This is a genomic window from Streptomyces kebangsaanensis, from assembly GCF_001906585.1.
Classification (GTDB): Bacteria; Actinomycetota; Actinomycetes; order Streptomycetales; family Streptomycetaceae; genus Streptomyces; species Streptomyces kebangsaanensis.
Genome location: NZ_JUJA01000141.1, coordinates 26,693 through 53,362 on the forward strand (window position 1 = coordinate 26,693; position 26,670 = coordinate 53,362).

A 26,670-nucleotide genomic window follows, 5' to 3' on the forward strand; every position below is an offset into this window, starting at 1 on the left:
GGCGACCGGCGGAGACGAGCGGGGACAGGCGGAGACGAGCGGGGACAGGCGGAGACAAGAAGGTGCGGAAACGGGCAAGCCCGGGATGAAGCCGGTCCCGGACGGTCAGGATGGAGGCATGGGATTCCATGTCGACTCCGAGGCCGGGCGGCTGCGCCGCGTCATCCTGCACCGGCCCGACCTCGAGCTCAAGAGGCTCACCCCCAGCAACAAGGACGCCCTCCTGTTCGACGACGTGCTGTGGGTGCGCCGGGCACGCGCCGAGCACGACGGGTTCGCCGACGTGCTGCGCGACCGCGGAGTCGCCGTGCACCTCTTCGGCGACCTGCTGACCGAGGCGATGGAGATCCCGTCGGCCCGGTCGCTCGTCCTGGACCGCGTCTTCGACGAGAAGGAGTACGGGCCGCTCGCCACCGACCACCTGCGGGCCGTGTTCGAGGCCCTTTCCCCCCGCGAGCTGGTCGAGGCCCTGGTCGGCGGCATGACCAAGCGGGAGTTCCTCGACGCCCACGCCGAGCCGACGTCCGTGCGGTTCCACGTCATGGACCTGGACGACTTCCTGCTCCCCCCGCTGCCCAACCACCTCTTCACCCGCGACACCTCCGCCTGGATCTACGACGGCGTGTCCATCAACGCGATGCGCTGGCCCGCCCGGCAGCGCGAGACCGTGCACTTCGAGGCGATCTACCGCCACCACCCCCTCTTCCGGGGCGAGGCGTTCCACGTCTGGTCCGAGGGGCAGTCCGACTACCCGTCGACCATCGAGGGCGGCGACGTGCTCGTGATCGGCAACGGCGCCGTGCTCATCGGCATGAGCGAGCGGACCACGCCCCAGGCCGTGGAGATGCTCGCGCACAAGCTGTTCGCCGCCGGGTCGGCCCGTACGATCGTCGCCCTCGACATGCCCAAGCGGCGTGCCGTCATGCACCTCGACACCGTGATGACCATGGTCGACGGCGACACCTTCACCCAGTACGCCGGTCTCGGCATGCTCCGCTCCTACACCATCGAACCAGGCGTCGACGACAAGGAGTTGAAGGTCACCGACCACCCGCCGGAGCACATGCACCGCGCGATCGCCGCCGCCCTCGGGCTCAGTGAGATCCGGGTCCTGACCGCCACCCAGGACGTGCACGCGGCCGAGCGCGAGCAGTGGGACGACGGCTGCAACGTCCTCGCCGTCGAGCCCGGCGTGGTCGTGGCCTACGAGCGCAACTCCACCACCAACACCCACCTGCGCAAACAGGGCATCGAGGTGATCGAGATCCCCGGCAGCGAGCTGGGCCGCGGCAGGGGCGGCCCCCGCTGCATGAGCTGCCCGGTCGAACGGGGCGCCGTGGGGAACGGCTAGCGCGGCGGGCGGATGGTCACGTTCCGGTGACGGCGGGGGAAGGGTCTTGTGCGGCAGGTCACCTCAACGTACGGTCCGTACCACGTCAGCGAACAAAGTGTTCGCTGAAAACGCATCAGGTGTTCCCTCATGACTGATCGTATGGTTCCGGGCCCCTCCGACGAGTACACCGCCGACGCCGCCGACGCGGCTCTGGGCGCCCGTATCCGGGAGTACCGGATGATGCGGCGGATGTCGCTGCGTGCCCTGGGGGAGGCGGCCCAGGCCAGCCCCGGGTTCCTCAGCCAGCTGGAACGCGGGCAGGTGAACTCCTCCATCGGCATGCTCCGGCGGATCGCCGCGGCGCTCGGCCTCACCGTGGCGGATCTGTTCGACCAGGACGGCGCGCCCGGCCCGAGGGTGGTGCGGCGGGCCGACCGGCCGATGCTGCACACCGCCCCGGGCAGCCGGAAGTTCCTCATCTCGCAGCGCCCGCTCAGTCATCTGGAGGTGTACGCGGGCGAGTTCGACCCCGGTGCCTCCACCGGCGACGACGCCTACACCCACGGCGACTCCCAGGAGATCCTCCTGGTGCTCAGCGGCGCGGTGCGCATCGAACTCGACGGCCGCGCCCACGACCTGGAGGCCGGCGACAGCATCGAGTACCGCTCCTCGGTTCCGCACCGCGTGGTCAACCGCCACGAGGTGCCCGCCGAAATCCTCTGGATCATCAGCCCGCCGACGCCGGACTGACCTCTCCCCGCCGCATCCGCCTGCTCTCCTCGCAGCCCACCGCGCCCCGCCGCCGTACGCTCCCGCCCTTCCCCGTCCCCGTTTGTCTTCACCGTCCCCTCCTGGAGCCAGTAATGCCCGGAATATCACGCAAAATCGTCGGCTGTGCCGCTGCCGCCGGCGCCCTGCTGCTGACCCTCACCGGCTGCGCCGGTACCGGCCCCGCCGCGGCCGACGTCGACCTGGGCCCCGGCCCCGCCCAGGCCGGCAAGGTGAAGAAGGGGGCGCTCGACGGCGTCACCCTCACGTTCGCCTCGTACGGCGGGATCTACCAGGACGGTCAGGAGAACGCCGCGGTCAAGCCGTTCGCCACCGACTCCGGGGCGAACGTGCTCTCCGACGGCCCCACCGACTACACCAAGCTCAAGGCCCAGGTCGACGCCAAGAACGTCACCTGGGACGTGGTGGACACCGACTCCATCTGGGCCGAGCGCCAGTGCGGCAAGCTGCTGATGCCGCTCGACACGAGCATCGTCGACACCTCGAAGCTGCCCAAGGACATGGTGGGCAAGTGCACGGTGCCGGCCATGACGTACGGCATGGTGCTGGTGTACGACAAGTCCAAGTTCGGCGACAACCCGCCGAAGGGCTGGGCGGACTTCTTCGACACCGCCAAGTACCCCGGCAAGCGCGCCATCCCCGGGGTGCCCTCGGACGCGGCCCCCGGCCCGCTGGAGGCGGCGCTGATCGCGGACGGGGTCGCCCCCGACCAGCTCTTCCCGCTCGACGTCGACCGCGCCCTGAAGAAGCTCACCGGCGTCCGCTCCTCGCTGGTCTTCTGGGACACCGGCGCCCGCTCCCAGCAGCTGCTGGAGTCGGGTGAGGTCTCCATGGCGATGGTGTGGACCGGACGCGCCTACTCGGCCGTGAAGAACGGCGCCAAGTTCGCCCCGCAGTGGAACCAGTTCATGCCGGTCTCGGACTCGCTCGCCGTGCCCAAGGGCGCGAAGAACTCCAAGGCCGCCATGGCGCTCATCAACTACTACCTGGGCGCCGACCAGCAGGCCAAGCTCACCGAACTGACCTCGTACTCGCCGATCAACTCCGACGCCGAGCCCAAGGTCGACAAGCTCGCGGCGGAGTACCTCACCTCCACCCCGGAGCGCCAGGCACAGGCCCTCAAGCTGGACAACGCCTGGTGGGCGAAGAACCAGGAGCAGGTCATCCCGAAGTGGTCCGACTGGCTGGCGCGGTAACCCATGGCAGCCCTGATCGAGATCGCCTCCCCGGCCTCCGGCGGCCGGCCCCGCAAGGGCGCCGGCGGCCGGTGGGGCTGGCTGCTGCTGCCGGCCCTGGCCCTGCTGGCCGTGCTCTTCCTGGTGCCGCTGGGCCTGATGGCCTGGCGCAGCGTCACCGAGCCGACGCCCGGCGCGGGCAACTACTCCTGGTTCCTCACCAGTGACGTCGCCCTCGCCACCCTGGTCCGCACGCTGACCGTCGGCGCCGTCGTCACCCTGGTGACCCTGCTGCTCTCCTACCCCTACGCCTACCTGATGACCGTGGTCGGCGCCCGCGCGCGGATCTGGCTCACCCTGCTGGTGCTGCTGCCCTTCTGGACCAGCCTGATGGTGCGCACCTTCGCCTGGGTGGTGCTGCTCCAGGACAGCGGCGTGGTCAACCAGCTCCTCGGCACCGTGGGGCTGGGCCCGCTGCAGCTGATCCGCACCCCCACCGGGGTGGTGATCGGCATGTCCCAGGTGCTGATGCCCTTCATGGTGCTGCCGCTGTACGCCGTGATGAACGGCATCGACCGCCGGCTCCTGGACGCCGCGCAGGGCATGGGCGCCCGCCCGGCCGTCGCGTTCTGGCGGGTCTTCGTACCGCTGTCACTGCCCGGCGTGGGCGCCGGCGCGCTGACCGTCTTCATCACCTCACTCGGCTTCTACGTCACCCCGGCACTGCTGGGCTCGCCCGACCAGGCGCTGATCTCCCAGCAGATCTTCACCCAGGTCAACGGGTTGCTGGCCTGGGGCCGCGGCGGGGCGATGGGCGTGGTGCTGCTGGCGGTGACGCTGGTCCTGCTGGGACTGGTCGGCGTCGTCCTGCGCATCACCCGGACCCGGGGAGGTGCCCGATGAGGACCGGACCCGCGCGCATCGCGCTGTGGGCGTTCAGCGCCCTGGTGGGCCTCTGGCTCATCGCGCCGACGCTGGTGGTGATCCCGCTCAGCTTCACCGACAAGGCGTCCCTGGTGTTCCCGCCGAGCGGCTGGTCCACCCGCTGGTACGCCAACTTCTTCAGCGACCCCCGCTGGCTGGACGCGCTGTTCTCCTCGCTCCAGGTGGGCGCCCTGGTCGCGGTGGTGGCCACCGTGCTGGGCACCGCCGCCGCGATCGCGCTCACCCGGTCCGGCTCGCGCTGGGTGAAGGGGTCGTACGGGCTGCTGCTGGCACCCATGATCGTGCCGACCGTGGTGGTCGCCATCGGCGTCTACGCCCTCTTCCTCCAGTACAACCTGCTGGGCACCCTGCTCGGCTTCGTCACCGCCCACACCGTGCTGGCCCTGCCGTTCGTCATCATCCCGGTGACGGCGAGCCTGCGCGGCTTCGACCGGCGGCTGGAGGACGCCGCACTGATCTGCGGCGCCACCCGGTGGGGCGCCATCCGGCAGGTGACGCTGCCGCAGATCGCCCCCGGTGTCGTCTCCGGTGCCCTGTTCGCCTTCGTCACCAGCTTCGACGAGGTCGTCGTCTCGCTGTTCATCCAGAGCCCCTACCTGCAGACCCTGCCGGTCAAGATGTTCGCCAGCGTGACCCGGGACACCGATCCCACCATCGCCGCGGCCGCCACCCTGATCATCGTGTTCACCACGGTGCTCGTGCTGGCCGCCACCTTCACCACCGCCAGGAGGAACCGTGTCCGCTGAGACCAGCCTCATCAAGGCGCGCGGAGCCCGTATCGAACTGGCGCAGGTGCGCAAGGAGTACGCGGACTCCGTCGCCGTCGACGACGTCTCCCTGGTCATCGAACCGGGCGAGTTCATGACCCTGCTGGGCCCCAGCGGCTCCGGCAAGACCACCACCCTCAACATCATCGCCGGGTTCACCGCCGCCACCTCCGGCACGCTGACCGTCGGCGGCAAACAGATGCAGGACCTGCCGCCGCACCGGCGCGACATCGGCATGGTCTTCCAGCACTACGCGCTCTTCCCGCACATGACCGTGGCGGAGAACGTCGCCTTCCCGCTCAAGCAGCGCAAGGTGCCCAAGGCCCGCCGCGCCGAGATGGTCGAGGCGGCGCTGGAGACCGTGCGGCTCGGCGGCTACGGCCACCGCCGGCCCCGCGAGCTGTCCGGCGGCCAGCAGCAGCGGGTCGCCCTGGCGCGGGCCGTGGTGTACGAGCCGAGCGTGCTGCTGATGGACGAGCCGCTCGGCGCGCTCGACAAGAAGCTGCGGGAAAGCCTCCAGCTGGAGATCAAGCGGGTGCACCAGGAGGTCGGCTCCACCTTCGTCTTCGTCACCCACGACCAGGAGGAGGCGCTGGTCCTCTCCGACCGCATCGCCGTCTTCAACGACGGGGGCATCCAGCAGGTCGGCACCGCGAGCGAACTCTACGAGAAGCCGCGCAGCCTGTTCGTGGCCGAGTTCCTCGGCGAGTCCTCCACCGTGCGCGGACGCGTCGAACCGGACGGCGACGGCTCCTGCCTGCGGGTCGGCGACCGCACCGTCCGCGTCGCCGGCCGGCTGCCCGAGGGCAGCGCGGCAGCCGTCGTCGTCCGCCCCGAGCACCTGAGAGCGCAGCCGGCTGCGGAACCGGTCGCCCCCGGGGCCAACGCGCTGCCGGCCCGGGTCACCCAGGAGATCTACCTGGGCTCCGGCCGCAAGCTCGAACTCGCCCTGCCCGACGGCACCGTGCTGCTCGCCAGGGAACAGGCCGACCGGCTCTCCGGCGTCCGCCACGGCGACGAGGTCACCGTGGTCTGGGACGTCGAGCGGGGCGTCCTGCTCGACGACCCCTCCGGAACCACCCACCCACCAGTTTCCGGTGACCGGACCCCGGTCGCCGCCGCGGAGAAGAGCGGACGATGAGCACGACCACCCCCGACACCAGCCCCACCTTCGTCAACGGCGACGTCGCCTTCTGGTTCCGGGAGGGCGGTATCCCCGCCCGCCGCCCCGCCCTGCCCGGCGACCTGGACGTGGACGTCGCGCTCGTCGGCGGCGGCTACACCTCCCTGTGGACCGCCTACTACCTCAAGCAGGCCGCGCCGGACCTGCGGATCGCCGTGCTGGAGAAGGAGTTCGCCGGCTTCGGCGCCTCCGGCCGCAACGGCGGCTGGCTCAGCTCCGAACCGCCCGGCCAGATGCACCGCTACGCCAAGGCGCACGGCCGGGAGTCGGCGATCGCGATGCAGCGCGAGATGTTCTCCTCCGTCGACGAGGTCATCCGCGTCGCCGCCGAGGAGGGCATCGACGCCGACATCCAGAAGGACGGCCTGCTGCACGTCGCCACCAACGCCGCGCAGCAGCGACGGCTGCGCGAACGGCTGCCGGCGCTGCGCGCCGAGGGCTGGGGCGAGGACGACCTGGTCGAACTCGACGCGGACCAGCTCGCCGAGCGGGTCCGCGTGGCCCATGCCCGCTACGCCCAGTGGAGCCCGCACTGCGCCCGCATCCAGCCGGCCAAGCTGGTACGGGGCCTGGCCGACGTGGTCGAGCGGATGGGCGTGGCGATCTACGAGGGCACCGAGGTCACCGAGATCCGCCCGCGCGAGGCGGTCACCCCCCACGGCACGGTCAGGGCGACGTACGTCATCCGGGCGCTGGAAGGCTTCACCGCCGGGCTGCGCGGCCACCGCCGGTCCTGGCTGCCCATGAACAGCAGCATGATCGTCACCGAGCCGCTGCCCGCCTCCGCCTGGGAGGAGATCGGCTGGCGCGGCGCCGAACTCATCGGCGACGAGGCCAACTCCTACTGCTACATCCAGCGCACCACCGACGGCCGCATCGCCATCGGCGGGCGTGGCATCCCGTACATGTTCGGCTCCCACGTCGACCAGCGCGGCGAGACCCGGACCGCCACCCAGCTGCAGCTGCAGGCCATCCTCAGGCAGCACTTCCCGGCCACCGAGGGCGTCGCCATCGATCACACCTGGTCCGGCGTGCTGGGCGTGCCGCGCGACTGGTGCGCCACCGTCCACCTGGACGAGAAGACCGGACTGGGCTGGGCCGGCGGCTACGTCGGGCACGGCGTGACCACCACCAACCTCGCCGGCCGCACCCTGCGCGACCTGATCCTGCGTCAGGAGAGCGACCTCACCCGGCTGCCCTGGGTCGGCCGCAAGGTGCGCGGCTGGGAGCCGGAGCCGCTGCGCTGGCTGGGCGTCCGCAGCCTCTACGTCGCCTACCGCGCCGCCGACCGGCACGAGAACTCCGGTCTGGAGCGCACCTCCGTCATCGCACGCGTCGCCAACGTCATCAGCGGCCGCTGAAAGGAGCCACCCCCTCATGGACACCACCGCCGTCCCCGTCGTCGCCTTCCTCGCCGACGCCGCGACCGCCGACCTGCCCCCCGCGCGCCCCAAGCCCACCAGCACCACCGGCCAGCAGGAGACCACCCGCACCCTGTGGCAGTCCCCCGACGGGCTCGCGGAGGTCGGCGTCTGGGAGTGCGACCCCGGCCACTTCACCGCCACCCGCGACGGCTACGACGAGTTCTGCCAGGTGCTGACCGGGTCCGCCACCATCCGCACCGAGGGCGGCGAGGCCGTCGAGCTGCGCCCCGGCTCCACCCTGGCCATGCCGGCGGGCTGGCGCGGCACCTGGCAGGTCCACGAGACCCTGCGCAAGGTGTACGTGCTGCGCACCCACAAGGCGGGCGCATGACCCTCGTCCTGCACGGCGGGCGGGTGTGGACCGGCGACCCGCTGCGGCCGCACGCGACGGCCGTCGCCGTGGACGGCGGCCGCATCACGGCCGTCGGCTCCGACACCGAGGTGCGCCGGGCCGCCGGCCGGACGGCGGAAACGTTCGACCTGGCCGGCCGCACCGTCGTACCCGGCCTCCAGGACGCGCACATCCACCCCGTCTGGGGCGCCCTGGAGGCACTGCGCTGCGACCTCACCGGGGCCACCGACGCCGCGAGCTGCGTCGCGACCGTACGGGAGTACGCGGCCGCCCACCCCGGGCAGCCGTGGATCCTGGGCGGCGGCTGGACCATGGACTGCTTCCCCGGCGGCTGGCCCACCCGGGAACCGCTGGACGCGGTCGTCCCGGACCGGCCCGTCTTCCTGCCCAACGCCGACCACCACTCGGCGTGGGTCAACTCGGCGGCGCTGGAGCGCGCCGGGATCGACGCCGGCACACCGGACCCGCCGGCCGGGCGGATCGAGCGCGACGCGTCGGGCCGGCCCACCGGGGTGCTGCACGAGAGCGCCATGGACCTGGTGGCCCGGCTGCTCCCGCCGGACACCGTCGAGGAGCAGCTCGCCGCGCTCCGCCACGCGCAGGACCACCTCTTCCGGTACGGCATCACCGGCTGGCAGGACGCCATCGTCGGCGCCTACGGCGGGGCCGGCGACACCCTCGCCGCCTACCGGCGGGCCGATGCCGAGGGCCTGCTGAAGGCCCGGGTCACCGGCGCCCTGTGGTGGGACCGCGACCGCGGCCCGGAGCAGCTGGACGACCTGGTGGCCCGCCGCGGCGAGCCCGGCCGCCGTTTCCGGGCCACCGCCGTGAAGATCATGCAGGACGGTGTGCTGGAGAACGGCACCGGTGCCCTGCTGGAGCCGTACCTGGACTCCTGCGGGTGCGCCACCGGCAACCTCGGCCACTCCAACGTGCCCGCCGGCCTGCTCGCCGAGGCGGTGACCCGGCTGGACGCGGCCGGTTTCCAGGTGCACTTCCACGCGATCGGCGACCGGGCGGTGCGCGAGTGCCTGGACGCGGTCGAGGCCGCCGTCCGCGCGAACGGGACGCGCGACCGGCGCCACCACATCGCCCATGTCCAGCTGATCGACGACGCGGACATCGGCCGCTTCGCCGCACTGGGGGTGGCGGCCAACGTCCAGTCGCTGTGGGCGACCCACCACCAGCAGACCGACGAGCTGACCAACCCGCTGCTGGGCGAGGGCCGGGCCGGCCGGCAGTACCCCTTCCGCCGGCTGCTGGACAGCGGCGCCCGGCTCGCCGGCGGCAGCGACTGGCCGGTCACCACGGCCGACCCGTGGCAGGCCATGCACGTCGCCGTGCACCGCACCGAACCCCCCGGCTCCGCGCACGCCGACTGGCCGGGCTCCGACCGCCCGTTCGTGCCCGGGGAGCGGCTGGACCTCACCGGCATCCTGCGCGCCTACACCGCCGGTTCGGCCTGGGTGAACGGCAACGACGACGAGGCCGGCCTGGTACGCGAGGGCATGGCGGCGGACCTCGCCGTCCTCGACCGGGACCTGTTCGCCCCGGACGCGGACGTGGCCGGCACCCGTTCGGTGCTCACGCTGGTCGCGGGGGAGGCGGTCCACACGGATTGACCGCTCCCCCCTGCAGGGAGGGGGTCCTGGCTCAGGCAGCCTCCTGGAGCAGCGCTCCAGGAGGCCTTGCGCCCTCGACGCCGGCCGGGCCCGGACCTGCCCGGACGAGCGTCCCACGGCTCAAGTTCCCACTCATCTCCAAGAGTTGGCCGCATGCGCCACAACCTGGCCAGGGGCAAGTCCGTGGACGACGAAAGACCCCGCCCCTACGATGGCCCGATGGCGTCGATCAAGCAGGTCCAAGTCACCTTCGACTGCGCGGAACCTGAGCGCGTCGCTCGTTTCTGGTGCGAGGTGCTGGGGTACGTCGTACCGCCGCCACCGGAGGGGTTTGCCACGTGGGACGATTTCGACCGCTCGCTGCCGCCTGAGCGGCAGGGTTCATCGTTCGCATGCACCGATCCCTCGGGCGTGGGCCCGCGACTGTACTTCCAGCGCGTCCCCGAAGGCAAGGTCGTCAAGAATCGGCTGCATCTCGACGTGCGGGTCGGCACCGGGCTCGTGGGTGAAGAGCGCCTGGCCGCACTTGAGGCCGAATGCGCACGACTGGTCGCGCTCGGCGCGGTACGCGTGCGACTGCTGCTTGCCGATGACCACAACGAGTCGTGCCTCCTGATGCAGGACATCGAGGGCAACGAGTTCTGTCTCGACTGAGTGGCCGCGAACGCGGCACCTTCGCGGGTCGGCCGGTCCGGCTCCGAGCCCCGCGCGCCGGGCGACACGGTCAACGTCAACAAGGAGTCCGGCACCTCCCGTCGGCCGACGCTCGGCATCCCGTGCAGGGTGTCCCACGGCCGTTGGTCCGCCGCCTCCCGCACCGAGGCGACCAGGCGGGTCGGCGCCGTCACGCCGGGCAGCGGCACGCCGGTTACCGAACCACGGTTCCGACGTTCCTCCGGGTGAGAGCCAGTGGGAACAGGAGCGACGGCCTGCCGCATAATCCTCGGATGTCCGAGAGCCCGGTTCCCATACCGTCGGAATCCGTCCCCGCAGACGTTCCCGACTGGCGGTCCGCCGACGCCGCGGCCTGCCGATGGGCCCCGTCCTCGCCCTGCTGCTCGGTCTGCTCGTCCTGCTCCCGTTCCTCGGATGAGTGCTGTCCGACGGGTCCTGCCTCCGTGCCCGGCACGGAACACTGTGTATATAAATGTGGAGCCTCGTATAGACTTACATGGTCCCGTACTCGTCCGCCGTCCCCAGGAGCTCTCCGATGGTGCACGTTCCGACCGGTTTCACCGGCCGCCACTTCCTCAAGGAGCTGGACTTCACCCAGGAGGAGTTCCGCGGTCTGGTCGGGCTGGCCGCCGAGCTGAAGGCCGCCAAGAGGGCCGGGACCGAGACGCCGTACCTGCGCGGGAAGAACATCGCGCTGATCTTCGAGAAGACCTCGACGCGCACCCGCTGCGCGTTCGAGGTCGCCGCCGCCGACCAGGGCGCCTCGACGACGTACCTCGACCCGTCCGGATCGCAGATCGGGCACAAGGAGTCCGCGAAGGACACCGCCCGCGTCCTCGGCCGGATGTTCGACGCGATCGAGTACCGGGGCGACGGCCAGGACATCGTCGAGGAGCTCGCCGCGCACGCCGGCGTTCCCGTCTACAACGGGCTCACCGACGACTGGCACCCCACCCAGATGCTCGCCGACGTGCTCACCATGACCGAGCACAGCGCCAAGCCGCTGACGGAGATCGCCTTCGCCTACCTCGGCGACGCCCGCTTCAACATGGGCAACTCCTACCTGGTCACCGGCGCCCTGCTCGGCATGGACGTGCGCCTGGTCGCCCCCAAGACGTACTGGCCCGCCCAGGACGTCGTCGACCGGGCCCGCGAGCTGGCCGCCGCCAGCGGCGCGCGCGTCACCCTGACCGAGTCCCTGGACGACGGCGTGCGCGGCGCCGACTTCGTGGCCACCGACGTCTGGGTGTCCATGGGCGAGCCCCAGGAGGTGTGGGCCGAGCGGATCGGGGCGCTCGCCCCGTACGCCGTGACCATGGACGTCCTGCGCGCCACCGGCAACCCGGACGTGAAGTTCCTGCACTGCCTGCCCGCCTTCCACGACCTCGGCACCAAGGTCGGCCGCGAGATCCACGAGCGGTACGGCCTGCGGTCGCTGGAAGTGACCGACGAGGTGTTCGAGTCGGCCCACTCGGTCGTCTTCGACGAGGCGGAGAACCGGCTGCACACCATCAAGGCGATCATGGTCGCCACTCTGGCCTGAGCGCCCTTATCCTGACAAACGGTGCCGGAACCACCCGCTCCGCCGCCGTAACGCGACCCCTGCACCCCCGAGGTCGCCCCCGCACCACCAGAAACGAGCACCACCCCCCTATGCCCGCTCCCCGCATCAAGTCCCCGGCCCTCCTCGTCGCCGAGTCCGGCGCCGACCGTGCGGGGCACGGCCTCAAGCGCACGATGGGCCTGTTCCAGCTCGTCTGCTTCGGCATCGGAGCCATCGTCGGCACCGGCATCTTCGTCGGCCTGTCCGACTCGGTCGCCCAGGCCGGCCCCGCCGTCGTCGTCTCCTTCGTACTGGCCGCGATCACCTGCGTGTTCACCGCCTTCTCCTTCGCCGAGCTCGGCGGCGCGATCCCCGTCGCCGGATCGTCGTACTCCTTCGCCTACGCCGGCCTCGGCGAGACCACCGCCTTCCTGGTCGGCTGGTGCCTGCTGCTGGAGTACGGCATCTCCATCTCCGCGGTCGCCGTCGGCTGGAGCCAGTACGTCAACGAACTGCTGCACAGCCTCACCGGATGGCAGCTCCCGGCCGCCCTCTCCGCCGGACCGGGCGACGGCGGGGTCGTGAACCTCCCGGCCGTCGCCGTCATCGCCATGGCCTGCGTACTGCTGGTGCGCGGAGTGCGCGAGAGCGCCCGGGCGACCGCCGCCATGGCCGTGCTCAAGATCGCCATCCTCGTCGCCTTCTGCGCCATCGGCTTCACCGCCTTCCAGCACGGCAACCTCACCCCGTTCTCCCCGGCCGGCCTCGGCGGCATCGGCGCGGGCACCACGGCCGCGTTCTTCTCCTACATCGGCTTCGACGCGATCACCACGGCCGGCGAGGAGGCCAAGAACCCGCGCCGGGACATCCCCGTCGCGATCCTCGTCTGCATCGGCCTGGTCACCCTGCTGTACTGCGCGGTCGCCCTCGCCGCGATCGGCGCCATCGGCGGCGGCCAGGTCGGCGGCCGCCCCGCCGCGCTGTCCTACGTGGTCAACACGGTGACCGGCTCCTCGGTCGGCGGCGCGGTGATCGCCTTCGGCGCGGTCGTCGCCATCGCCTCCGTGGTGCTGACCGTGACGTACGCCCAGTCCCGCATCCTGATGTCGATGTCCCGCGACGGGCTCGTCCCGCGCGTCCTGCAGAAGGTCTCGCCGCGGACCTCGACGCCCGTCGCCGGCACCCTGGTCGTCGGCGTCGTCTTCGCGATCCCCGCGGCCTTCGCGACGCTGGACGTCGTGGTCAACCTGTGCACCATCGGCACGCTCGCCATCATGGGTGTCGTCAACATCGCCGTGATCGCGCTGCGCCGCCGCGAGCCGGGCCTCGCCCGCACCTTCCGGGTGCCGCTCTACCCGGTGCTGCCGCTGCTCGGCGTCGGCTGCTGCCTGTACCTGATGTACGAGACGGGCTGGACGACCTGGCTCCAGTTCGCCGCCTTCCTCGCGGCCGGACTGCTGGTGTACGTCGGCTACGGGCGCCGGAACTCCCGGCTCGCGGCGGGGTCCGGGGCGGCGGAGGTCACGCCGGACGCAGTCGAGGCGGAACCGCGGCCAGCCTGAACCACACCGCCTTGCCCGACGCGGTCGGGCGGTGCCCGCAGGCGGAGCTGAGGGCGCGGATCAGCAACAGGCCGCGCCCGTTCTCCTGCCAGGGGTCCGGTGCCGTCAGGACCGGCCGGGTCAGGCCGCCGGGCGGGGCCGGGTCCGGGTCGTGCACCTCCACGTGGCAGCCGGTCGGCCGCAGCTCCACCACCAGCTCTATCGGGCCCCGGCCCGCGGTGTGCTCCACGGCGTTCGCCACCAGCTCCGCGGTCAGCAGCTCCGCCGTGTCGCCGTCGGCCGTGTGCTCCAGCTCGGCCAGCGCCGTACGGACCAGGGCACGCGCCACGGGCACGGCGGCGGCCGTGTGCGGCAGCGCGACGCGCCAGGAGGAGGAGGCTGAGGGGGGTTCGTACACCGTGGGTCCGTTCGTGGCACAGGACGTCCCAGTGGTCACCATCAGGCTGTCCTGCTTTCGACGAGGGAATGGTACGGGTCGGCCTACCCGGGCGGACGACCGGCCTCCCCTGGCCCCTCCCGTCGTTACCGCGCCGTTGACGAGCCGTGACGAAGCGACGGGGACCGGCCGCACGGTCACGGACGCTATCGCGCACTCGTGACGGCGGTCACGTATGAGTGATAACTTCGGTGGGGAGAACTCAGCGAGGCACAGGTCGTGGCAGTCCCCCGAGGAGGCCGTCCGCCATGAGTCCCTTCACCGGCTCCGCAGCCCGCACCTCCGACTGGCGCCACCTGCGCGTCGAGCGCGCCGACGGCGTCGCCACGGTCACCCTCGCCCGCCCCGACAGGCTGAACGCGCTCACCTTCGGCGCCTACGCCGACCTGCGCGACCTGCTCGCCGAGCTGTCCCGCGAGCGCGCCGTGCGCGCCCTGGTGCTGGCCGGGGAGGGACGCGGCTTCTGCTCGGGCGGCGACGTGGACGAGATCATCGGCGCCACGCTGGGCATGGACACGTCCGAGCTGATGGACTTCAACCGGATGACCGGGCAGGTCGTGCGGGCGGTACGGGAGTGCCCGTTCCCCGTGATCGCGGCGGTGCACGGTGTGGCGGCCGGGGCCGGCGCGGTCCTGGCCCTGGCAGCGGACTTCCGGGTCGCCGACCCCACCGCCCGCTTCGCCTTCCTCTTCACCCGCGTCGGCCTGTCCGGCGGCGACATGGGCGCCGCCTACCTGCTGCCCCGCGTGGTCGGGCTCGGCCACGCGACCCGGCTGCTGCTGCTCGGCGAGCCGGTGCGCGCGCCCGAGGCCGAGCGGATCGGCCTGATCAGCCACCTCACCGACGAGGGCCGCGCCGACGAGGCCGCCCGGGCCCTCGCCCGCCGTCTGGCCGACGGCCCCGCCCTCGCCCACGCCCAGACCAAGGCGCTGCTCACCGCCGAACTGGACATGCCCCTGTCCGCCGCCGTCGAACTGGACGCCTCCACCCAGGCCCTGCTGATGAACGGCGAGGACTACGCCGAGTTCCACGCGGCCTTCACCGAGAAGCGCCCGCCGAAGTGGCGGGGGAGGTGAGCAGGCGGTGACCGGCGCCACGAGGATCGCGGTCATCGGCGGCGGACCCGGCGGCCTGTACGCCGCCGCCCTGCTCAAAAGGCTCGACCCGGCCCGCGAGGTCACCGTCTGGGAGCGCAACGCGCCCGACGACACCTTCGGCTTCGGCGTCGTGCTCTCCGACGAGACCCTCGGCGGGATCGAGCACGCCGACCCGGTGGTGTACGAGGCCCTGCGCGGGGAGTTCGTGCGCTGGGACGACATCGACATCGTGCACCGCGGCACCCGGCACACCTCCGGCGGCCACGGCTTCGCCGCGCTCGGCCGACGGCGCCTGCTGCGGATCCTGCACGAGCGCTGCCGCTCCCTCGGCGTCGAGCTGCGCTTCCGTACGCCTGCCCCGCCCCCGGCCCGGCTCTCCCAGGCGTACGACCTGGTCGTCGCCGCCGACGGCGTGCACAGCGCCACCCGCGCGGCGTACGCCGACGTCTTCCGCCCCCGGGTGACCGGCCACCGCTGCCGCTACATCTGGCTCGCCGCCGACTTCGCCTTCGACGCCTTCCGCTTCGAGATCGCCGAGACCGAGCACGGCGTGGTGCAACTGCACGGCTACCCCTACGCGGCGGACGCCTCCACCGTGATCGTCGAGATGCGCGAGGAGGTCTGGCGCGCGGCCGGTTTCGCTGCCATGGACGAGCAGGAGTCCGTCGAGCACTGCGCCAAGATCTTCGCCGACGCGCTCGGCGGCCACCCCCTGCGCTCCCACAAGTCCGCGTGGACCACCTTCCGCACGGTCGTCAACGAGCACTGGTCGCACGGCAACCTGGTGCTGCTCGGCGACGCCGCCCACACCGCCCACTTCTCCATCGGCTCCGGTACCAAGCTCGCCGTCGAGGACGCCCTCGCGCTCGCCGCCTGCCTGGAGGAGCAGCCCTCACTCGCGGAGGCGCTCACGGCCTACGAGGAGGAGCGCAGGCCGGTCGTCGCCTCCACCCAGCGCGCCGCGCGGGCCAGCCTGGAGTGGTTCGAGAACCTGGGTCTCCATCTCGACCAGCCGCCCCGCCAGTTCGCCTTCAACCTGCTCACCCGCAGCCGCCGCGTCACCCACGGCAACCTCCGGCTGCGCGACCCCCGCTTCACCGAGGCCGTGGAGCGCGAGTTCGGCTGCCCGCCCGGCACGCCCCCGATGTTCACCCCGTTCCGGCTGCGCGGCCTGACCCTGCGCAACCGGGTCGTGGTGTCCCCCATGGACATGTACTCCGCGGCCGACGGCGTCCCCGGCGACTTCCACCTCGTCCACCTGGGCGCCCGGGCGCTGGGCGGCGCGGGCCTGGTGATGACCGAGATGGTGTGCGTCGGCCCCGAGGGCCGGATCACCCCGGGCTGCACCGGCCTGTGGTCCGGGAAGCAGGCCGAGGCCTGGCGGCGGATCACCGACTTCGCGCACCGGCAGTCGCCGGGCACCGCGATCGGCGTGCAGCTCGGCCACAGCGGCCGCAAGGGCTCGACCAGGCTGATGTGGGAGGGCATGGACGAGCCGCTGCCGGAGGGCAACTGGCCGCTGGTGGCCGCCTCCCCGCTGCCGTACACACCGGACAGCCAGACCCCGCGACAACTCACCCGCGCCCAACTCACCGACATCCGCGAGCAGTTCACCGGAGCAACCCTGCGGGCCGCCCGGGCCGGCTTCGACCTGCTCGAACTGCACTGCGCCCACGGCTACCTGCTCTCCGGCTTCCTCTCCCCGCTCACCAACCACCGCACCGACGCCTACGGCGGCTCGCCGGCGAAGCGGCTGCGCTTCCCGCTGGAGGTCTTCGACGCCGTACGCGGAGCGTGGCCCGAGGAGCGCCCGATGACCGTACGGATCTCCGCCACCGACTGGGCCGAGGGCGGTACGACCGCCGAGGAGGCCGTGGAGATCGCGCGCGCCTTCGCCGCGCACGGCGCCGACGCGATCGACGTGTCGACCGGGCAGGTGGTGGCCGAGGAGCGGCCGGAGTTCGGACGCTCGTACCAGACGCCGTTCGCCGACCGCATCCGGCACGAGGTGGGCGTCCCGGTGATCGCGGTCGGCGCGATCTCCTCCTGGGACGACGTCAACTCCCTGATCCTGGCCGGGCGTACGGACCTGTGCGCACTGGCCCGCCCGCACCTGTACGACCCGCACTGGACGCTGCACGCCGCCGCCGAGCAGGGCTACGAGGGTCCGGCCGCGGTGTGGCCCGCCCCCTACCGGGCGGGCAGCCGCCGCCCGCGGACGGGCCGCACGGACGCGCCCAGGCCCCGCCTGACACTGGGCGGTTGACCGGCGTCACAGCCCGACGAACTCGGCCCCCGCGTCCCGCAGCCGCTCGTGCAGCCCCCGGAAGACGGCGGCCGAGCGGGCGCCCGGCCAGTCGGCGGGCAGCAGCCGGGCGGGCAGGCCCGGGTCGGCGTAGGGCAGGTGGCGCCAGGAGTCCAGGGCGAGGAGGTAGTCGCGGTAGGCCTCCTCGGGCGGAGTGTCCGCGCGCTCCTCCCAGGCGCGCAGCACGCGCGCGTGCCGGTCCAGGAACGCCTCGTGCCGTTCGGCGATCGCCGCCAGGTCCCACCACCGTCCGACCGCCCGAGCGGTCGGCGTGAAGCCCAGGTGCTCGCCGCGGAAGAAGTCCACGTACGGGTCCAGGCCCAGCCGCTGGAGCGTGTGCCGGGTCTCCTCGTACAGCCGGGCCGGGGCGATCCACACCCCGGGCGCCGCCGTGCCGAAGCCGAGCGCGGCCAGCCGGGAGCGCAGCACGTGCCGCTTGTTGCGCTCGGACTCGGGCACGGAGAACACCGCCAGCACCCAGCCCTCGTCCGCGGGCTGTCCCGTGGCGTAGATACGGCGGTCGCCGTCCTCCAGCAACTGCCGTGCCTCGGCGGAGAGTTCGTATCCCGCCGCGCCCTGCGCCGTCCGGGCCGGCAGCAGCAGCCCGCGCCGCTTGAGCCGGGACACCGAGGAGCGCACGGACGGCGCGTCCACCCCCACGGCGGCCAGGAGCCGGATGAGCTCGGCGACGGGCACCGGGCCGGGTGCGAAGCGGCCGTAGGCGCCGTAAAGCGTGACGATCAAGGACCTCGGGGCGTGGTGCGCGTGCTGGTCGGACACGTTGATCATCTTAGGCCGTCGGCATCACTGCTGGTCACCGTGGTCGCCGGTCGCCGCAGTCGCTGGTCACCGCGGACGCGGTGCGCCGTCGACGCGCAGCCGGAACCGCTGGAGCTTGCCGGTGGCCGTGCGTGGCAGCGCGTCCAGGAAGACGATCTCGCGCGGGCACTTGTACGGGGCCAGCTCGGACTTCACGTACGCCCGCAGCGCCTCGGCGTCCCGCCGCGCGCCCTCCCGCAGCACGGCGTAGGCCACCACGACCTGCCCGCGGGCCTCGTCGGGCCGCCCCACGACCGCCGCCTCCACCACGTCCGGATGGCGCAGCAGCGCGTCCTCGACCTCCGGTCCGGCGATGTTGTACCCGGCCGAGATGATCATGTCGTCGGCGCGGGCGACATGGCGGAAGTAGCCGTCGGGCTCCCGGACGTAGGTGTCACCGGTGATGTTCCAGCCGTCCCGCACGTACGCGCGTTGCCGCGGGTCGGCGAGGTAGCGGCAGCCGACCGGCCCCTGGACCGCGAGCAGTCCGGGCTCCCCGTCGGGCACGGGGACGCCGTGCTCGTCCTGCACGCGCGCGTGCCACCCCGGTACGGGCACGCCCGTCGTCCCCGGCCGGATGGCGTCGTCGGCCGCCGAGACGAAGATGTGCAGCAGCTCGGTCGCGCCGATGCCGTTGATGATGCGCAGCCCGGTCCGCTCGTGCCAGGCGTGCCAGGTGGCCGCGGGAAGGTTCTCCCCGGCGGACACGCAGCGCCGCAGCGACGAGACGTCGTGACCGTCCAGCCCGTCGAGCATCGCGCGGTAGGCGGTGGGCGCGGTGAACAGCACGGACACCCGGTGCTCGGCGACCGCGGCCAACAGCTGCCGCGGATGGGCCTGTTCGAGCAGCAGCGCGCACGCGCCGGCGCGCATCGGGAAGACGACGAGCCCGCCGAGCCCGAAGGTGAACCCCAGCGGGGGACTGCCCGCGAAGACGTCGTCCGCGCGCGGCCCGAGCACGTGCTTCGAGAAGGTGTCGGCGATCGCCAGCACGTCCCGGTGGAAGTGCGCACAGCCCTTGGGCCGCCCGGTGGTGCCCGAGGTGAAGGCGATGAGCGCCACGTCGTCGGCGGCGGTGTCCACGGCCGGATACGGCGTGCCGGGCGCCGGGCGGCGCAGGAGGTCGTCGGGGGAGTCACCGCCGTAGGCGGCCACGGCGAGCCCGGGCACCTCGGCCTTGGACAGGTCGTCGACGGACCGGATGTCGCACAGCGCGTGCCGGACCCGGGCGATCTCGCACATCGTGCGCAGCTCGTGCGGACGCTGCTGGGCCAGCACGGTGACGGCGACCGCGCCGGCCTTCAGCACGGCCAGCCAGCAGGCCGCCAGCCAGGGCGTGGTCGGGCCGCGCAGCAGGACCCGGTTGCCGGGGACGACGCCGAGATCGCCGGTCAGGACGTGCGCGACGCGGTCGACGCGGGCGCGCAGATCGCCGTAGGTCCAGGTCTCCCCGGCGGGAGTACGGAACACGGGGCGCCCGGCGTCCGCGTGGTCCAGCAGCTCGGCGGCGCAGTTCAGCCGGTCGGGGTAGCGCAGCTCGGGCAGGTCGAAGCGGAGCTCCGGCCACTGGTCCGGGGGCGGGAGGCGGTCGCGCGCGAAGGTGTCGACGTGGGCCGAGGCGGTCGGCGGCCGGGTGTCGGTCCTGCTCGGGTCCATGGCGGGTCGCCCCCTTGTCGTGGTGGGCTCGCACAGGGAGCGTAGCGCGTTGGTGACGGCAGTCAACAGTGCGCGATACGGTGGCCGTGCCCCGGCTGGTTGCCCGAAGGATCCTGGAGCAGGGAGGACCGGCGAATGCCCGCATTCTCGCTCGAACCGGAACAGGTCGCCTGGTGCGCCGAACTGCGCGCCCTGGCCGCCGACCGGCTGCGCCCGCTCGCGGACAAGGGCGAGCCGGGCCGCGTCAACCGCGCGCTGCTCACCGAACTCGGCCGACTCGGCCTGCTGGAGCGCCTGTTCACCTCCGGCGCGCTGGACCTGTGCCTGATGCGGGAGTCCCTGGCGTACGCCTGCACCGAGGCCGAGACCGCGCTCGCCCTGCAGGGCCTGGGCGCCCACCCGCTGCACGCCCACGGCACCCCGGCGCAGCGCGCCCGCTGGCTGCCGGCGGTGACTTCCGGTACCGCCGTGGCGGCCTTCGCCCTGAGCGAGCCGGACGCGGGCTCGGACGCGGCGGCGCTGACCCTCCGGGCGGAGCACGAGGGGGCCCGCTGGCGGCTCACCGGACAGAAGTGCTGGATCTCCAACGCCCCCGAGGCCGACTGCTACACCGTCTTCGCGCGTACGGCACCGGGCGCCCGCTCCCGCGGCGTGACCGCGTTCCTGGTCCCGTCGGACCGCCCCGGCCTGACCGGCACCGCGCTGGAGATGCTCTCCCCGCACCCCGTCGGCGCGCTCGACTTCGACGGCGTCCCCGTCACGGCGGACGACGTGATCGGCGAGGTGGACGGCGGCTTCCGGGTGGCCATGGGCACGCTCAACCTGTTCCGCCCCAGCGTGGGCGCCTTCGCCGTCGGCATGGCGCGGGCGGCACTGGACGCGACCCTCGCCCACACCGCGCACCGGAAAGCCTTCGGCGGCAGGCTGAGGGACCTCCAGACGGTCGCCCACCAGGTCGCCGAGATGGCCCTGCGCACGGAGGCGGCCCGCCTGATGGTGTACGCGGCGGCGACGGCGTACGACGAGGGCGCCCCGGAGGTCCCCCGACGCGCCGCCATGGCGAAGCTGCTCGCCACCGAGACCGCCCAGTACGTCGTCGACGCCGCCGTCCAGCTGCACGGCGCCCGCGCCCTGGCCCGCGGCCACCTCCTCGAACACCTCTACCGCGAGGTGCGCGCGCCCCGTATCTACGAGGGGGCGAGCGAGATCCAGCGGGAGATCATCGCCAGGGAGCTGTACACCGAGCCGTACACCGAGCCGCACACCACCGGGGAGGCCTCGTGACCGCCGAGCGCGTCAACCCGCCCGAACTGTCCCCGCCCACGGGCTTCTCCCACGCGGTGGTGGCCACCGGCTCCCGCCTGCTGTTCCTGGCCGGCCAGACCGCCCTCGACACCGACGGCAAGGTGGTCGGCGACACCCTGCCCGCGCAGTTCGAACGCGCCCTCACCAACCTCCTCGCCGCCCTGCGCACCGCCGGCGGCACCCCCGCCGACCTCGCCCGCGTCACGGTCTACGCCACCGACCTCGCCGCGTACCGTGCCCACGCACCCGAACTGGGCCGCTGCTGGCGCCGGTTGGCCGGCCGGGACTATCCGGCGATGGCGGTCGTGGGAGTCGTGCGCCTGTGGGACGAACAGGCGCTGGTCGAACTGGACGGCTTCGCGGTCCTCGAGTGACGGCGGCCGGCCCGCACGCCGCCGAGGATCGCCTCGGACCGCTCCTCCGCTACGGGTGACCGGTGCCGGTGGTGGACACGACGGCCGGGTCGGCGCGACCGCCGTCGGTCTGCCGGAGTTCGGCGAGCAGTTCGTTCTGGCCCGCCAGGAGTTCGGTGAGGATGCGCCGGGCCGCGCGCAGCAGCTCGGCGACGTCGCCGCCGGCGAGCGCGTAGCGGACGGTGGACCCCTCCCGGATGGACACGACGATGCCGGACCGCCGCAGCACGGCCAGTTGCTGCGAGAGGCTGGACGGCTCGATCTCGATGTCGGCGAGCAGGTCCCGCACCGGCACGGGACCGTGCTGGAGCAGTTCCAGGACCCTGATGCGCACGGGGTGTCCGAGCATGCGGAAGAACTCCGCCTTGGCCTGGTAGAGGGGGACCTGCATGAGTGCTCGCTCCCTGCCGCGTCGGGGATGGTCCAGAGGTGCGACGGCACCCCGGAGGGCGCCGCCGCGGAATGTGCCCTGCACAGCCGATTCTTTTCGCCCCCGGCCACGCGCATCCACTGTTTGGGGTCATGCTGATGTGGTGACTTGAAGAAATCTTCACATCATGGGCGCACGTCGGCCGGGGGCACGGGAAAGTCCTAGACCTCGAGTTGTTCCTCGACACGCTTGAGCTGGTGGCGGGCCATCGCCAGATTCGAACGGCCTTTGTCCAGGACGAGGTAGAGGAACAGGCCGTTGCCGTTGCGTCCGGTGACCAGGCGGATCAGGTGGTACTGGCCGCCGAGCGTGATCAGCACGTCCTCGATCTGGCTCTGCATGCCCAGCTGTTCCATGGTGCGCACCTTGGCGCGGATGACGTCCGTGTTCCCCGCGGCGGCGATGGTCAGGTCCAGGTCCTTGCCCCCGCCCAGGGTCCCCAGGGCCATCCCGCTGGTGTAGTCGACGACCGCCGCGCCCAGCGCCCCCTCGACCGCGGTCATCATCTCCTTCAGCGACACTTCCACACTTGCCATGCTGCCTCCCCTTGATCGTCGACTGGGCGCGGCGGCCATCGCCGTCCCGCCCGGTGATCGCACCGTAGGCGCGCGCCTACGGCGTTCGGGCGGAGGTCTTCAGGAGTGACGCCTGTTGACCGAAGGGGGTCGGGGAAAGACGATTCGGCGACCACAATCGACCAATCCTGAAGAACCGTTGACGAAGACGGCATTCATGGTGCGGTGCGGCCGAAGTCGATCGACCCGGACGGTGCCGAGTGGTCTGTGACAGGGCTGTGACCGGAAGTATGGCTTCCGCCACAGCCCCGCCGGGTCCGCTCCTGATCGACTCCGCGCATGCGCAGAGCCACCTCCCTCGTCCTGCCCCTCGCCGCCGTGCTGCTGCTCGGCGGGTGCGGGGTCGAGAAAGCCGGTGCGCGGGGCGGTGGTTCGGCCTCCGGCTGTCCCACGGGGGCGCCGTCGGGCCCGTCGGGCGACGCCCCGGGCACGGAGCGGGACGGGGTCAGGATCACCGGTTCGGGCGGTGCCTCCTGCGACGACATCCGGTGGGAGGTGACGAACACCGGGAGCCGTGCCCTCACCTACACCGTCACCTTCAGCATCGTGTCGGGCTCCGGAGCCGTGCTGAACAGCGTGGAGCGGACCGTGCCGTCCGTGGAACCCGGCAGGACCGTACGGCGCACCCTCACGCGCACCGCCATGGGCACCGCCATGGTCCCGTACGGGGACGGCACGCCGTCCGCGCGGATCCTCCAGGTGCGCAGCGTGCCCGCCGACGAGGTCCCGTCCACGGGGGGACCGTGCCCGGAGTCGGGGGTGCGCGTGTACGCGGACCGGGGCGACGCCGCGATGGGGCTGCGGGTGGTGGGGCTCCACCTGGAGAACTGCGGCACCGGCTCGTACCGGCTCGAGGGCCATCCGCGGCTCCAGCTCCTCGACGAGGACCACGAGCCCGTCGAGGGCGTACGCATCCTGCACGGCGGCGACGCGATCGCCTCCGGCACCGGGGCCGACGCCCCGCCCCGGCCGCTGACCCTGCGCCCCGGTGAGCGGGCGCGCACGACGCTGGTGTGGCGCAACACCGTCGAGATGGGGGACCCCGTGAACGCCCCCTACGTGCGGGTCCGGGCGAAGCCCGGCGCCGCGCCGGTGACGGTCACGCCGGAGCTGGACCTGGGGACGACGGGCAGGCTCGGGGTCGGCGCCTGGCAGAAGGACGAGCAGACGGCCCCGGCCCCGGCCTCCGACGGCCGCTGACCCACGGCCTTCCCGGCCGCTATGCTGCCGGCCATGTCGGAGGAGACGGCCGTACAACGGGCCACCGCAGCGCTGTTCGACTCTCCGCACTCCTTGTCCGGGGCGGCGGCAGTGCTGCCGAGGACAGCAGGGCTGTACGCGTGGTGGGCGGCGCCTGACGTCCTGCCGTCGTTTCCCGGGCCGGCGAACCCCACGGATCCCGGCCTCCGGCTTCTCTACGTGGGCAAGGCCACGCGGCTCCGCAGCCGGATCACCTCCAACCACCTGAGGCGGTCGGGGAGTTCCACACTGCGTCGGACGCTGGCGGGGCTGCTCATGTCCGCCGAGGGCTATCGGACGGCATGGACGACCGACCGGGTGGTCCTCGTGCCGGAGGACGAGGAGCGCCTCACCGTATGGATGCACGAACATCTCACGCTCACCTGGACCGAGCATCCCGAGCCCCTCTCGGTGGAAGGCGGCCTGATCTCCCGACTGCGTCCACCGCTCAACGTCGACGGTGCGCGGCCGGGCGCCGTACGTGAAGCGGTCGAGGAAGCGCGTTCGAGGTACTACCGAAGCGCCGGCCCTCGACCGGCCGGGTGAGGCCGTCCCGATGCCTGTCGCGTTCACGCATCGGGACGGGGCCATGGAGGACGGGAGCGAGGCCGGCATCCCCTCGCTCGTCGCCGAACTCGACGGACCGGTCGACGACGAACACCCGGACGTGTCGGTCACGGACGGGGAATCCTCCTGGACGGTCTCGGCTTTCCAGGGAGGGGCCCTGGTGCTTGAGAATCCCGACGACGGCGACGTCGAACCCCGTCACCTGCCGCATGCTTCCCGCACGGAGATGATCCGGGTGATGACCATGCTGGCACGAGGTGACCTGGCCGCTCTCCAGCGGTTGGACTGGCTTCCCGGTTACGAGTAGCCGACAGGCAGCTCGCCGGAGCAGCCCGCGACGGCTTCGCCACAACGGGCTCGGAGCTCCGCTCCACGTCCGCCGGTGCCTCCCGGTGCCCTCCGGTGTCCCCCTGTGTCCTCCGGCGTGCGGCGGACACCCCGGCCGCGAGGGCCGCCGCCCGTACGTTCGGCGAGGGCCGCCGCCCGTGCGTTCGGACCCGCTCACGTGCCCGGATGCGGGCCCCGGACCGGAAATACGGACCCGCATCGGGAATAAAAGTGACTCTTGATTCAGATGAGAGTAAGTGGGGCGGGGAGTTCCTCCGACGTACCAGGTGTCCGTGTGCCGGACGTCAGCCGTCACCCCGTGCCGAGCCGGGCGGTCGCCGCACCGCCCGCGGTCCGCCCGAAGAGCCCGCAGGAAGGGAGCGCATGAGCACCACCGTCCGCGACAACCCCGAGCAGAGCCGCTACGAGATCCACGACGGGGAGACCTTGGAGGGTTTCCCCGAGCGCGGGACCACCGGCCGGAAGACCGCCTTCACCCCCACGCGGGCCCTGACCCCGGCGCGGGGGAGCTGGTGATGGCGATACGGAAGAAGAACGACCCGGCCACCCAGACCCCGGCCAGGAGGGACACGCTGGTCGCCCAGCTCTCCGGCCCGGTGCGCTCCTTCCTGAGCACCGAGGCGGGCAGCGTCGGCCTGCTCCTGGCCGCTGTCGTGACAGCCCTGGTATGGGCGAACTCCCCCTGGTCGGACGCGTACACATCGCTGTGGGCGACCGACGCCTCGTTCTCGCTCGGCGGGGCCAGTCTGTCGATGGACCTGGGGCACTGGGTCAGCGACGGCCTGATGGCCCTGTTCTTCTTCGTCATCGGCCTGGAGGTCCGCTACGAGATCTCCGTGGGCGTGCTGACCGACCGCCGGCGCGTCGTGATCCCGGCCCTGGCCGGGATCGGCGGCATGCTGATCCCCGTGCTGCTGTACCTGGCGGTCGCACCCGGGGGTGAGGCCCTCCAGGGGTGGGGCGTGGTCATCGGCACCGACACCGCGTTCATGCTGGGGGCACTCGCCATCGTGGGCCCCCGGTTCGTCACGCAGCTGCGGGTCTTCCTGCTGGCCATCACCGTCATCGACGACATCGTGGCCGTCGCCGTGATCGGCTTCGTCTTCTCGGAGACGGTCCACCTGCGGCCGCTGCTGGTCGCGCTCGCCCTGTGCGCGGTCCTGGCCGGGCTGACCCGCCTGGGCGTGTGGCGCGCGGCCCCGTACGTGCTGGTCGTGCTCGCGCTGTGGCTCGCCACCCTCCAGGCCGGCCTGCACGCCTCCATCGCCGGCATGCTCGGCGGTCTGCTCATCCCTGCCCACACCCCCACGCGCCAGGCGGTGGAGCGGGCCGTCCGGCTCTTCCGCGCCTTCCGCCAGTCCCCCCGGGCGGACGTGGGTCTGACGGCACGCAGGGGGCTCAAGCGCGTCGTCTCCGTCAACGAGCGGCTGCAGACGGTGCTCCACCCCTGGACGAGCTACCTCGTCGTCCCGGTGTTCGCCCTGGCCAGCGCCGGCGTCGACCTGCGCGGCGGCGTCCTGGCCGACGCCCTGACCTCCAAGGTCACCTGGGCCGTCGTCATCGGTCTCGTCGTCGGCAAGCTCCTGGGCATCGGGGGCGGCGCGCTGCTTCCCGCCCGCCTCGGCCTGGGCAGGCTCCCGCGGGGTGTCGGCCCGGGCCACGTGCTGGGCGGCGGCGTGCTGTCCGGGATCGGCTTCACGGTCTCCCTGCTGATCGCCGGACTCGCCTTCGAGGACCCGGTCCTGCGCGCCCAGGCGACCGTCGGCGTCCTGCTGGCGGCCGTGCTCGCCACGGCCCTGGGATGGGTGGCGTTCCGCCTGGCCGCGGTCCTGCGCGGCGAGACGGACGCCGACCTGCCCCGCACCCTGGACCGCCCCGTCGACCCGGCCGCGGACCACGTCAGGGGTCCCGTGGACGCCCCCCTGACCCTGGTGGAGTACGGCGACTACGAATGTCCCTTCTGCGCCCATGCCACCGGTGTCGCCCAGGAACTGCGGCAGCGCTTCGGCGACCGGCTCCGCTACGTCTTCCGGCACCTGCCGCTGCCCGACGTGCACGAGCACGCCGAACTCGCCGCCCGGGCGGCGGTCGCCGCGGACGCGCAGGGACG

Annotated in this window: 26 protein-coding genes; 21 read left to right on the plus strand and 5 right to left on the minus strand. The window is 72.6% G+C overall.

Annotated features, from left to right (window positions below; genetic code table 11):
* Positions 1-118 precede the first annotated feature (118 nt).
* From RH94_RS20870 to RH94_RS20930, 12 genes are all read left to right on the plus strand, one after another.
* Entirely contained in the window at positions 119-1,351 is a 1,233-nt protein-coding gene (locus RH94_RS20870) for an arginine deiminase (protein ID WP_073949037.1), read from the plus strand.
* Between the two features lie 129 nt (positions 1,352-1,480).
* Positions 1,481-2,083: a helix-turn-helix domain-containing protein gene (locus RH94_RS20875; protein WP_199881015.1), complete on the plus strand. Its 603-nt coding sequence runs from the start codon at positions 1,481-1,483 to the stop codon at positions 2,081-2,083.
* A gap of 113 nt (positions 2,084-2,196) precedes the next feature.
* Positions 2,197-3,318, plus strand: a complete 1,122-nt coding sequence (locus tag RH94_RS20880; RefSeq protein WP_073949039.1) for an ABC transporter substrate-binding protein — start codon at positions 2,197-2,199, stop codon at positions 3,316-3,318.
* A 3-nt stretch (positions 3,319-3,321) separates the two neighbouring features.
* On the plus strand, positions 3,322-4,200 hold the full coding sequence (locus RH94_RS20885; protein ID WP_073949040.1) for an ABC transporter permease: 879 nt from the start codon (positions 3,322-3,324) through the stop codon (positions 4,198-4,200).
* Positions 4,197-4,988 carry an ABC transporter permease gene (locus RH94_RS20890; protein ID WP_073949041.1) on the plus strand — a complete coding sequence of 264 codons (792 nt, stop codon included), beginning with the start codon at positions 4,197-4,199 and terminating at the stop codon, positions 4,986-4,988. The genes RH94_RS20885 and RH94_RS20890 overlap by 4 nt, the downstream gene beginning before the upstream one ends.
* Positions 4,978-6,150 (plus strand): ABC transporter ATP-binding protein, encoded by a 1,173-nt coding sequence (locus tag RH94_RS20895; protein ID WP_073949042.1) that lies wholly within the window; start codon positions 4,978-4,980, stop codon positions 6,148-6,150. Before RH94_RS20890 ends, RH94_RS20895 begins: the two co-directional genes overlap by 11 nt.
* Positions 6,147-7,553 (plus strand): NAD(P)/FAD-dependent oxidoreductase, encoded by a 1,407-nt coding sequence (locus RH94_RS20900; RefSeq protein ID WP_073949043.1) that lies wholly within the window; start codon positions 6,147-6,149, stop codon positions 7,551-7,553. The genes RH94_RS20895 and RH94_RS20900 overlap by 4 nt, the downstream gene beginning before the upstream one ends.
* 16 nt (positions 7,554-7,569) lie before the next feature.
* Positions 7,570-7,947: a cupin domain-containing protein gene (locus RH94_RS20905; protein WP_073949044.1), complete on the plus strand. Its 378-nt coding sequence runs from the start codon at positions 7,570-7,572 to the stop codon at positions 7,945-7,947.
* A complete protein-coding gene (locus RH94_RS20910; RefSeq protein ID WP_073949045.1) occupies positions 7,944-9,590 on the plus strand; it encodes an amidohydrolase in 1,647 nt (548 codons plus the stop codon). Before RH94_RS20905 ends, RH94_RS20910 begins: the two co-directional genes overlap by 4 nt.
* A 219-nt stretch (positions 9,591-9,809) precedes the next feature.
* Entirely contained in the window at positions 9,810-10,244 is a 435-nt protein-coding gene (locus RH94_RS20915) for a VOC family protein (protein WP_073949063.1), read from the plus strand.
* Between the two features lie 556 nt (positions 10,245-10,800).
* Positions 10,801-11,808 (plus strand): ornithine carbamoyltransferase, encoded by a 1,008-nt coding sequence (gene argF, locus RH94_RS20925; protein WP_073949047.1) that lies wholly within the window; start codon positions 10,801-10,803, stop codon positions 11,806-11,808.
* Positions 11,809-11,918: 110 nt separating this feature from the next.
* On the plus strand, positions 11,919-13,370 hold the full coding sequence (locus tag RH94_RS20930) for an amino acid permease (protein ID WP_073949048.1): 1,452 nt from the start codon (positions 11,919-11,921) through the stop codon (positions 13,368-13,370).
* Here the strand turns inward: RH94_RS20930 and RH94_RS20935 are convergent.
* Positions 13,330-13,809 carry an ATP-binding protein gene (locus RH94_RS20935; protein ID WP_073949049.1) on the minus strand — a complete coding sequence of 160 codons (480 nt, stop codon included), beginning with the start codon at positions 13,807-13,809 and terminating at the stop codon, positions 13,330-13,332. The genes RH94_RS20930 and RH94_RS20935 overlap by 41 nt on opposite strands.
* Before the next feature lie 245 nt (positions 13,810-14,054).
* Between RH94_RS20935 and RH94_RS20940 the strand changes: the two genes are divergently transcribed.
* Together RH94_RS20940 and RH94_RS20945 are read left to right on the plus strand one after the other, a co-directional pair.
* A complete protein-coding gene (locus tag RH94_RS20940) occupies positions 14,055-14,882 on the plus strand; it encodes an enoyl-CoA hydratase family protein (protein ID WP_073949050.1) in 828 nt (275 codons plus the stop codon).
* A gap of 7 nt (positions 14,883-14,889) precedes the next feature.
* Positions 14,890-17,169, plus strand: a complete 2,280-nt coding sequence (locus tag RH94_RS20945; protein WP_073949051.1) for a bifunctional salicylyl-CoA 5-hydroxylase/oxidoreductase — start codon at positions 14,890-14,892, stop codon at positions 17,167-17,169.
* 6 nt (positions 17,170-17,175) lie between these two features.
* On the opposite strand, the gene RH94_RS20950 is transcribed toward RH94_RS20945, so the two are convergent.
* Positions 17,176-17,997 carry a PaaX family transcriptional regulator gene (locus tag RH94_RS20950; RefSeq protein WP_073949052.1) on the minus strand — a complete coding sequence of 274 codons (822 nt, stop codon included), beginning with the start codon at positions 17,995-17,997 and terminating at the stop codon, positions 17,176-17,178.
* A 57-nt stretch (positions 17,998-18,054) separates the two neighbouring features.
* Complete coding sequence (locus RH94_RS20955; protein ID WP_073949053.1) at positions 18,055-19,683, minus strand: AMP-binding protein; 1,629 nt, start codon at positions 19,681-19,683, stop codon at positions 18,055-18,057.
* Between the two features lie 135 nt (positions 19,684-19,818).
* Between RH94_RS20955 and RH94_RS20960 the strand changes: the two genes are divergently transcribed.
* Together RH94_RS20960 and RH94_RS20965 are read left to right on the plus strand one after the other, a co-directional pair.
* A complete protein-coding gene (locus tag RH94_RS20960; protein WP_073949054.1) occupies positions 19,819-20,967 on the plus strand; it encodes an acyl-CoA dehydrogenase family protein in 1,149 nt (382 codons plus the stop codon).
* Positions 20,964-21,362 (plus strand): RidA family protein, encoded by a 399-nt coding sequence (locus RH94_RS20965; protein WP_073949055.1) that lies wholly within the window; start codon positions 20,964-20,966, stop codon positions 21,360-21,362. The genes RH94_RS20960 and RH94_RS20965 overlap by 4 nt, the downstream gene beginning before the upstream one ends.
* Before the next feature lie 49 nt (positions 21,363-21,411).
* Here RH94_RS20965 and RH94_RS20970 read toward each other — a convergent pair whose 3' ends face one another.
* Both RH94_RS20970 and RH94_RS20975 read right to left on the minus strand, forming a co-directional pair.
* On the minus strand, positions 21,412-21,792 hold the full coding sequence (locus tag RH94_RS20970) for an ArsR/SmtB family transcription factor (protein ID WP_073949056.1): 381 nt from the start codon (positions 21,790-21,792) through the stop codon (positions 21,412-21,414).
* Positions 21,793-21,992: 200 nt separating this feature from the next.
* The gene (locus tag RH94_RS20975; protein ID WP_073949057.1) at positions 21,993-22,367 is read right to left on the minus strand and encodes a roadblock/LC7 domain-containing protein; all 375 of its coding nucleotides are present in this window, start codon (positions 22,365-22,367) and stop codon (positions 21,993-21,995) included.
* Positions 22,368-22,685: 318 nt separating this feature from the next.
* Here RH94_RS20975 and RH94_RS20980 point away from each other — a divergent pair, with 318 nt between their 5' ends.
* The 5 genes from RH94_RS20980 to nhaA form a co-directional block, all read left to right on the plus strand.
* Complete coding sequence (locus RH94_RS20980) at positions 22,686-23,606, plus strand: DUF4232 domain-containing protein (protein ID WP_073949058.1); 921 nt, start codon at positions 22,686-22,688, stop codon at positions 23,604-23,606.
* A 33-nt stretch (positions 23,607-23,639) separates the two neighbouring features.
* The gene (locus RH94_RS20985; RefSeq protein WP_073949064.1) at positions 23,640-24,191 is read left to right on the plus strand and encodes a GIY-YIG nuclease family protein; all 552 of its coding nucleotides are present in this window, start codon (positions 23,640-23,642) and stop codon (positions 24,189-24,191) included.
* Positions 24,192-24,234: 43 nt separating this feature from the next.
* Positions 24,235-24,519, plus strand: coding sequence for a hypothetical protein (locus tag RH94_RS20990; protein WP_073949059.1), 285 nt, complete (start codon positions 24,235-24,237; stop codon positions 24,517-24,519).
* Positions 24,520-24,923: 404 nt separating this feature from the next.
* Positions 24,924-25,076, plus strand: coding sequence for a hypothetical protein (locus RH94_RS40815; protein ID WP_158073076.1), 153 nt, complete (start codon positions 24,924-24,926; stop codon positions 25,074-25,076).
* Positions 25,076-26,670, plus strand: a 1,595-nt coding sequence (gene nhaA, locus RH94_RS20995; protein ID WP_073949060.1) for a Na+/H+ antiporter NhaA, incomplete at its 3' end; no start/stop codon positions are given. The genes RH94_RS40815 and nhaA, both read left to right, overlap by 1 nt.

Bases quoted from the DNA above. Each gene is read 5' to 3' on its own strand.
- RH94_RS20870 (WP_073949037.1), top strand. From the start codon at position 119: ATGGGATTCCATGTCGACTCCGAGGCCGGGCGGCTGCGCCGCGTCATC.
- RH94_RS20875 (WP_199881015.1), top strand. From the start codon at position 1,481: ATGACTGATCGTATGGTTCCGGGCCCCTCCGACGAGTACACCGCCGAC.
- RH94_RS20880 (WP_073949039.1), top strand. From the start codon at position 2,197: ATGCCCGGAATATCACGCAAAATCGTCGGCTGTGCCGCTGCCGCCGGC.
- RH94_RS20885 (WP_073949040.1), top strand. From the start codon at position 3,322: ATGGCAGCCCTGATCGAGATCGCCTCCCCGGCCTCCGGCGGCCGGCCC.
- RH94_RS20890 (WP_073949041.1), top strand. From the start codon at position 4,197: ATGAGGACCGGACCCGCGCGCATCGCGCTGTGGGCGTTCAGCGCCCTG.
- RH94_RS20900 (WP_073949043.1), top strand. From the start codon at position 6,147: ATGAGCACGACCACCCCCGACACCAGCCCCACCTTCGTCAACGGCGAC.
- RH94_RS20905 (WP_073949044.1), top strand. From the start codon at position 7,570: ATGGACACCACCGCCGTCCCCGTCGTCGCCTTCCTCGCCGACGCCGCG.
- RH94_RS20910 (WP_073949045.1), top strand. From the start codon at position 7,944: ATGACCCTCGTCCTGCACGGCGGGCGGGTGTGGACCGGCGACCCGCTG.
- RH94_RS20915 (WP_073949063.1), top strand. From the start codon at position 9,810: ATGGCGTCGATCAAGCAGGTCCAAGTCACCTTCGACTGCGCGGAACCT.
- argF (WP_073949047.1), top strand. From the start codon at position 10,801: ATGGTGCACGTTCCGACCGGTTTCACCGGCCGCCACTTCCTCAAGGAG.
- RH94_RS20930 (WP_073949048.1), top strand. From the start codon at position 11,919: ATGCCCGCTCCCCGCATCAAGTCCCCGGCCCTCCTCGTCGCCGAGTCC.
- RH94_RS20935 (WP_073949049.1), bottom strand. From the start codon at position 13,809: ATGGTGACCACTGGGACGTCCTGTGCCACGAACGGACCCACGGTGTAC.
- RH94_RS20940 (WP_073949050.1), top strand. From the start codon at position 14,055: ATGAGTCCCTTCACCGGCTCCGCAGCCCGCACCTCCGACTGGCGCCAC.
- RH94_RS20950 (WP_073949052.1), bottom strand. From the start codon at position 17,997: ATGATCAACGTGTCCGACCAGCACGCGCACCACGCCCCGAGGTCCTTG.
- RH94_RS20955 (WP_073949053.1), bottom strand. From the start codon at position 19,683: ATGGACCCGAGCAGGACCGACACCCGGCCGCCGACCGCCTCGGCCCAC.
- RH94_RS20960 (WP_073949054.1), top strand. From the start codon at position 19,819: ATGCCCGCATTCTCGCTCGAACCGGAACAGGTCGCCTGGTGCGCCGAA.
- RH94_RS20970 (WP_073949056.1), bottom strand. From the start codon at position 21,792: ATGCAGGTCCCCCTCTACCAGGCCAAGGCGGAGTTCTTCCGCATGCTC.
- RH94_RS20975 (WP_073949057.1), bottom strand. From the start codon at position 22,367: ATGGCAAGTGTGGAAGTGTCGCTGAAGGAGATGATGACCGCGGTCGAG.
- RH94_RS20980 (WP_073949058.1), top strand. From the start codon at position 22,686: ATGCGCAGAGCCACCTCCCTCGTCCTGCCCCTCGCCGCCGTGCTGCTG.
- RH94_RS20985 (WP_073949064.1), top strand. From the start codon at position 23,640: ATGTCGGAGGAGACGGCCGTACAACGGGCCACCGCAGCGCTGTTCGAC.
- RH94_RS20990 (WP_073949059.1), top strand. From the start codon at position 24,235: ATGGAGGACGGGAGCGAGGCCGGCATCCCCTCGCTCGTCGCCGAACTC.
- RH94_RS40815 (WP_158073076.1), top strand. From the start codon at position 24,924: ATGAGCACCACCGTCCGCGACAACCCCGAGCAGAGCCGCTACGAGATC.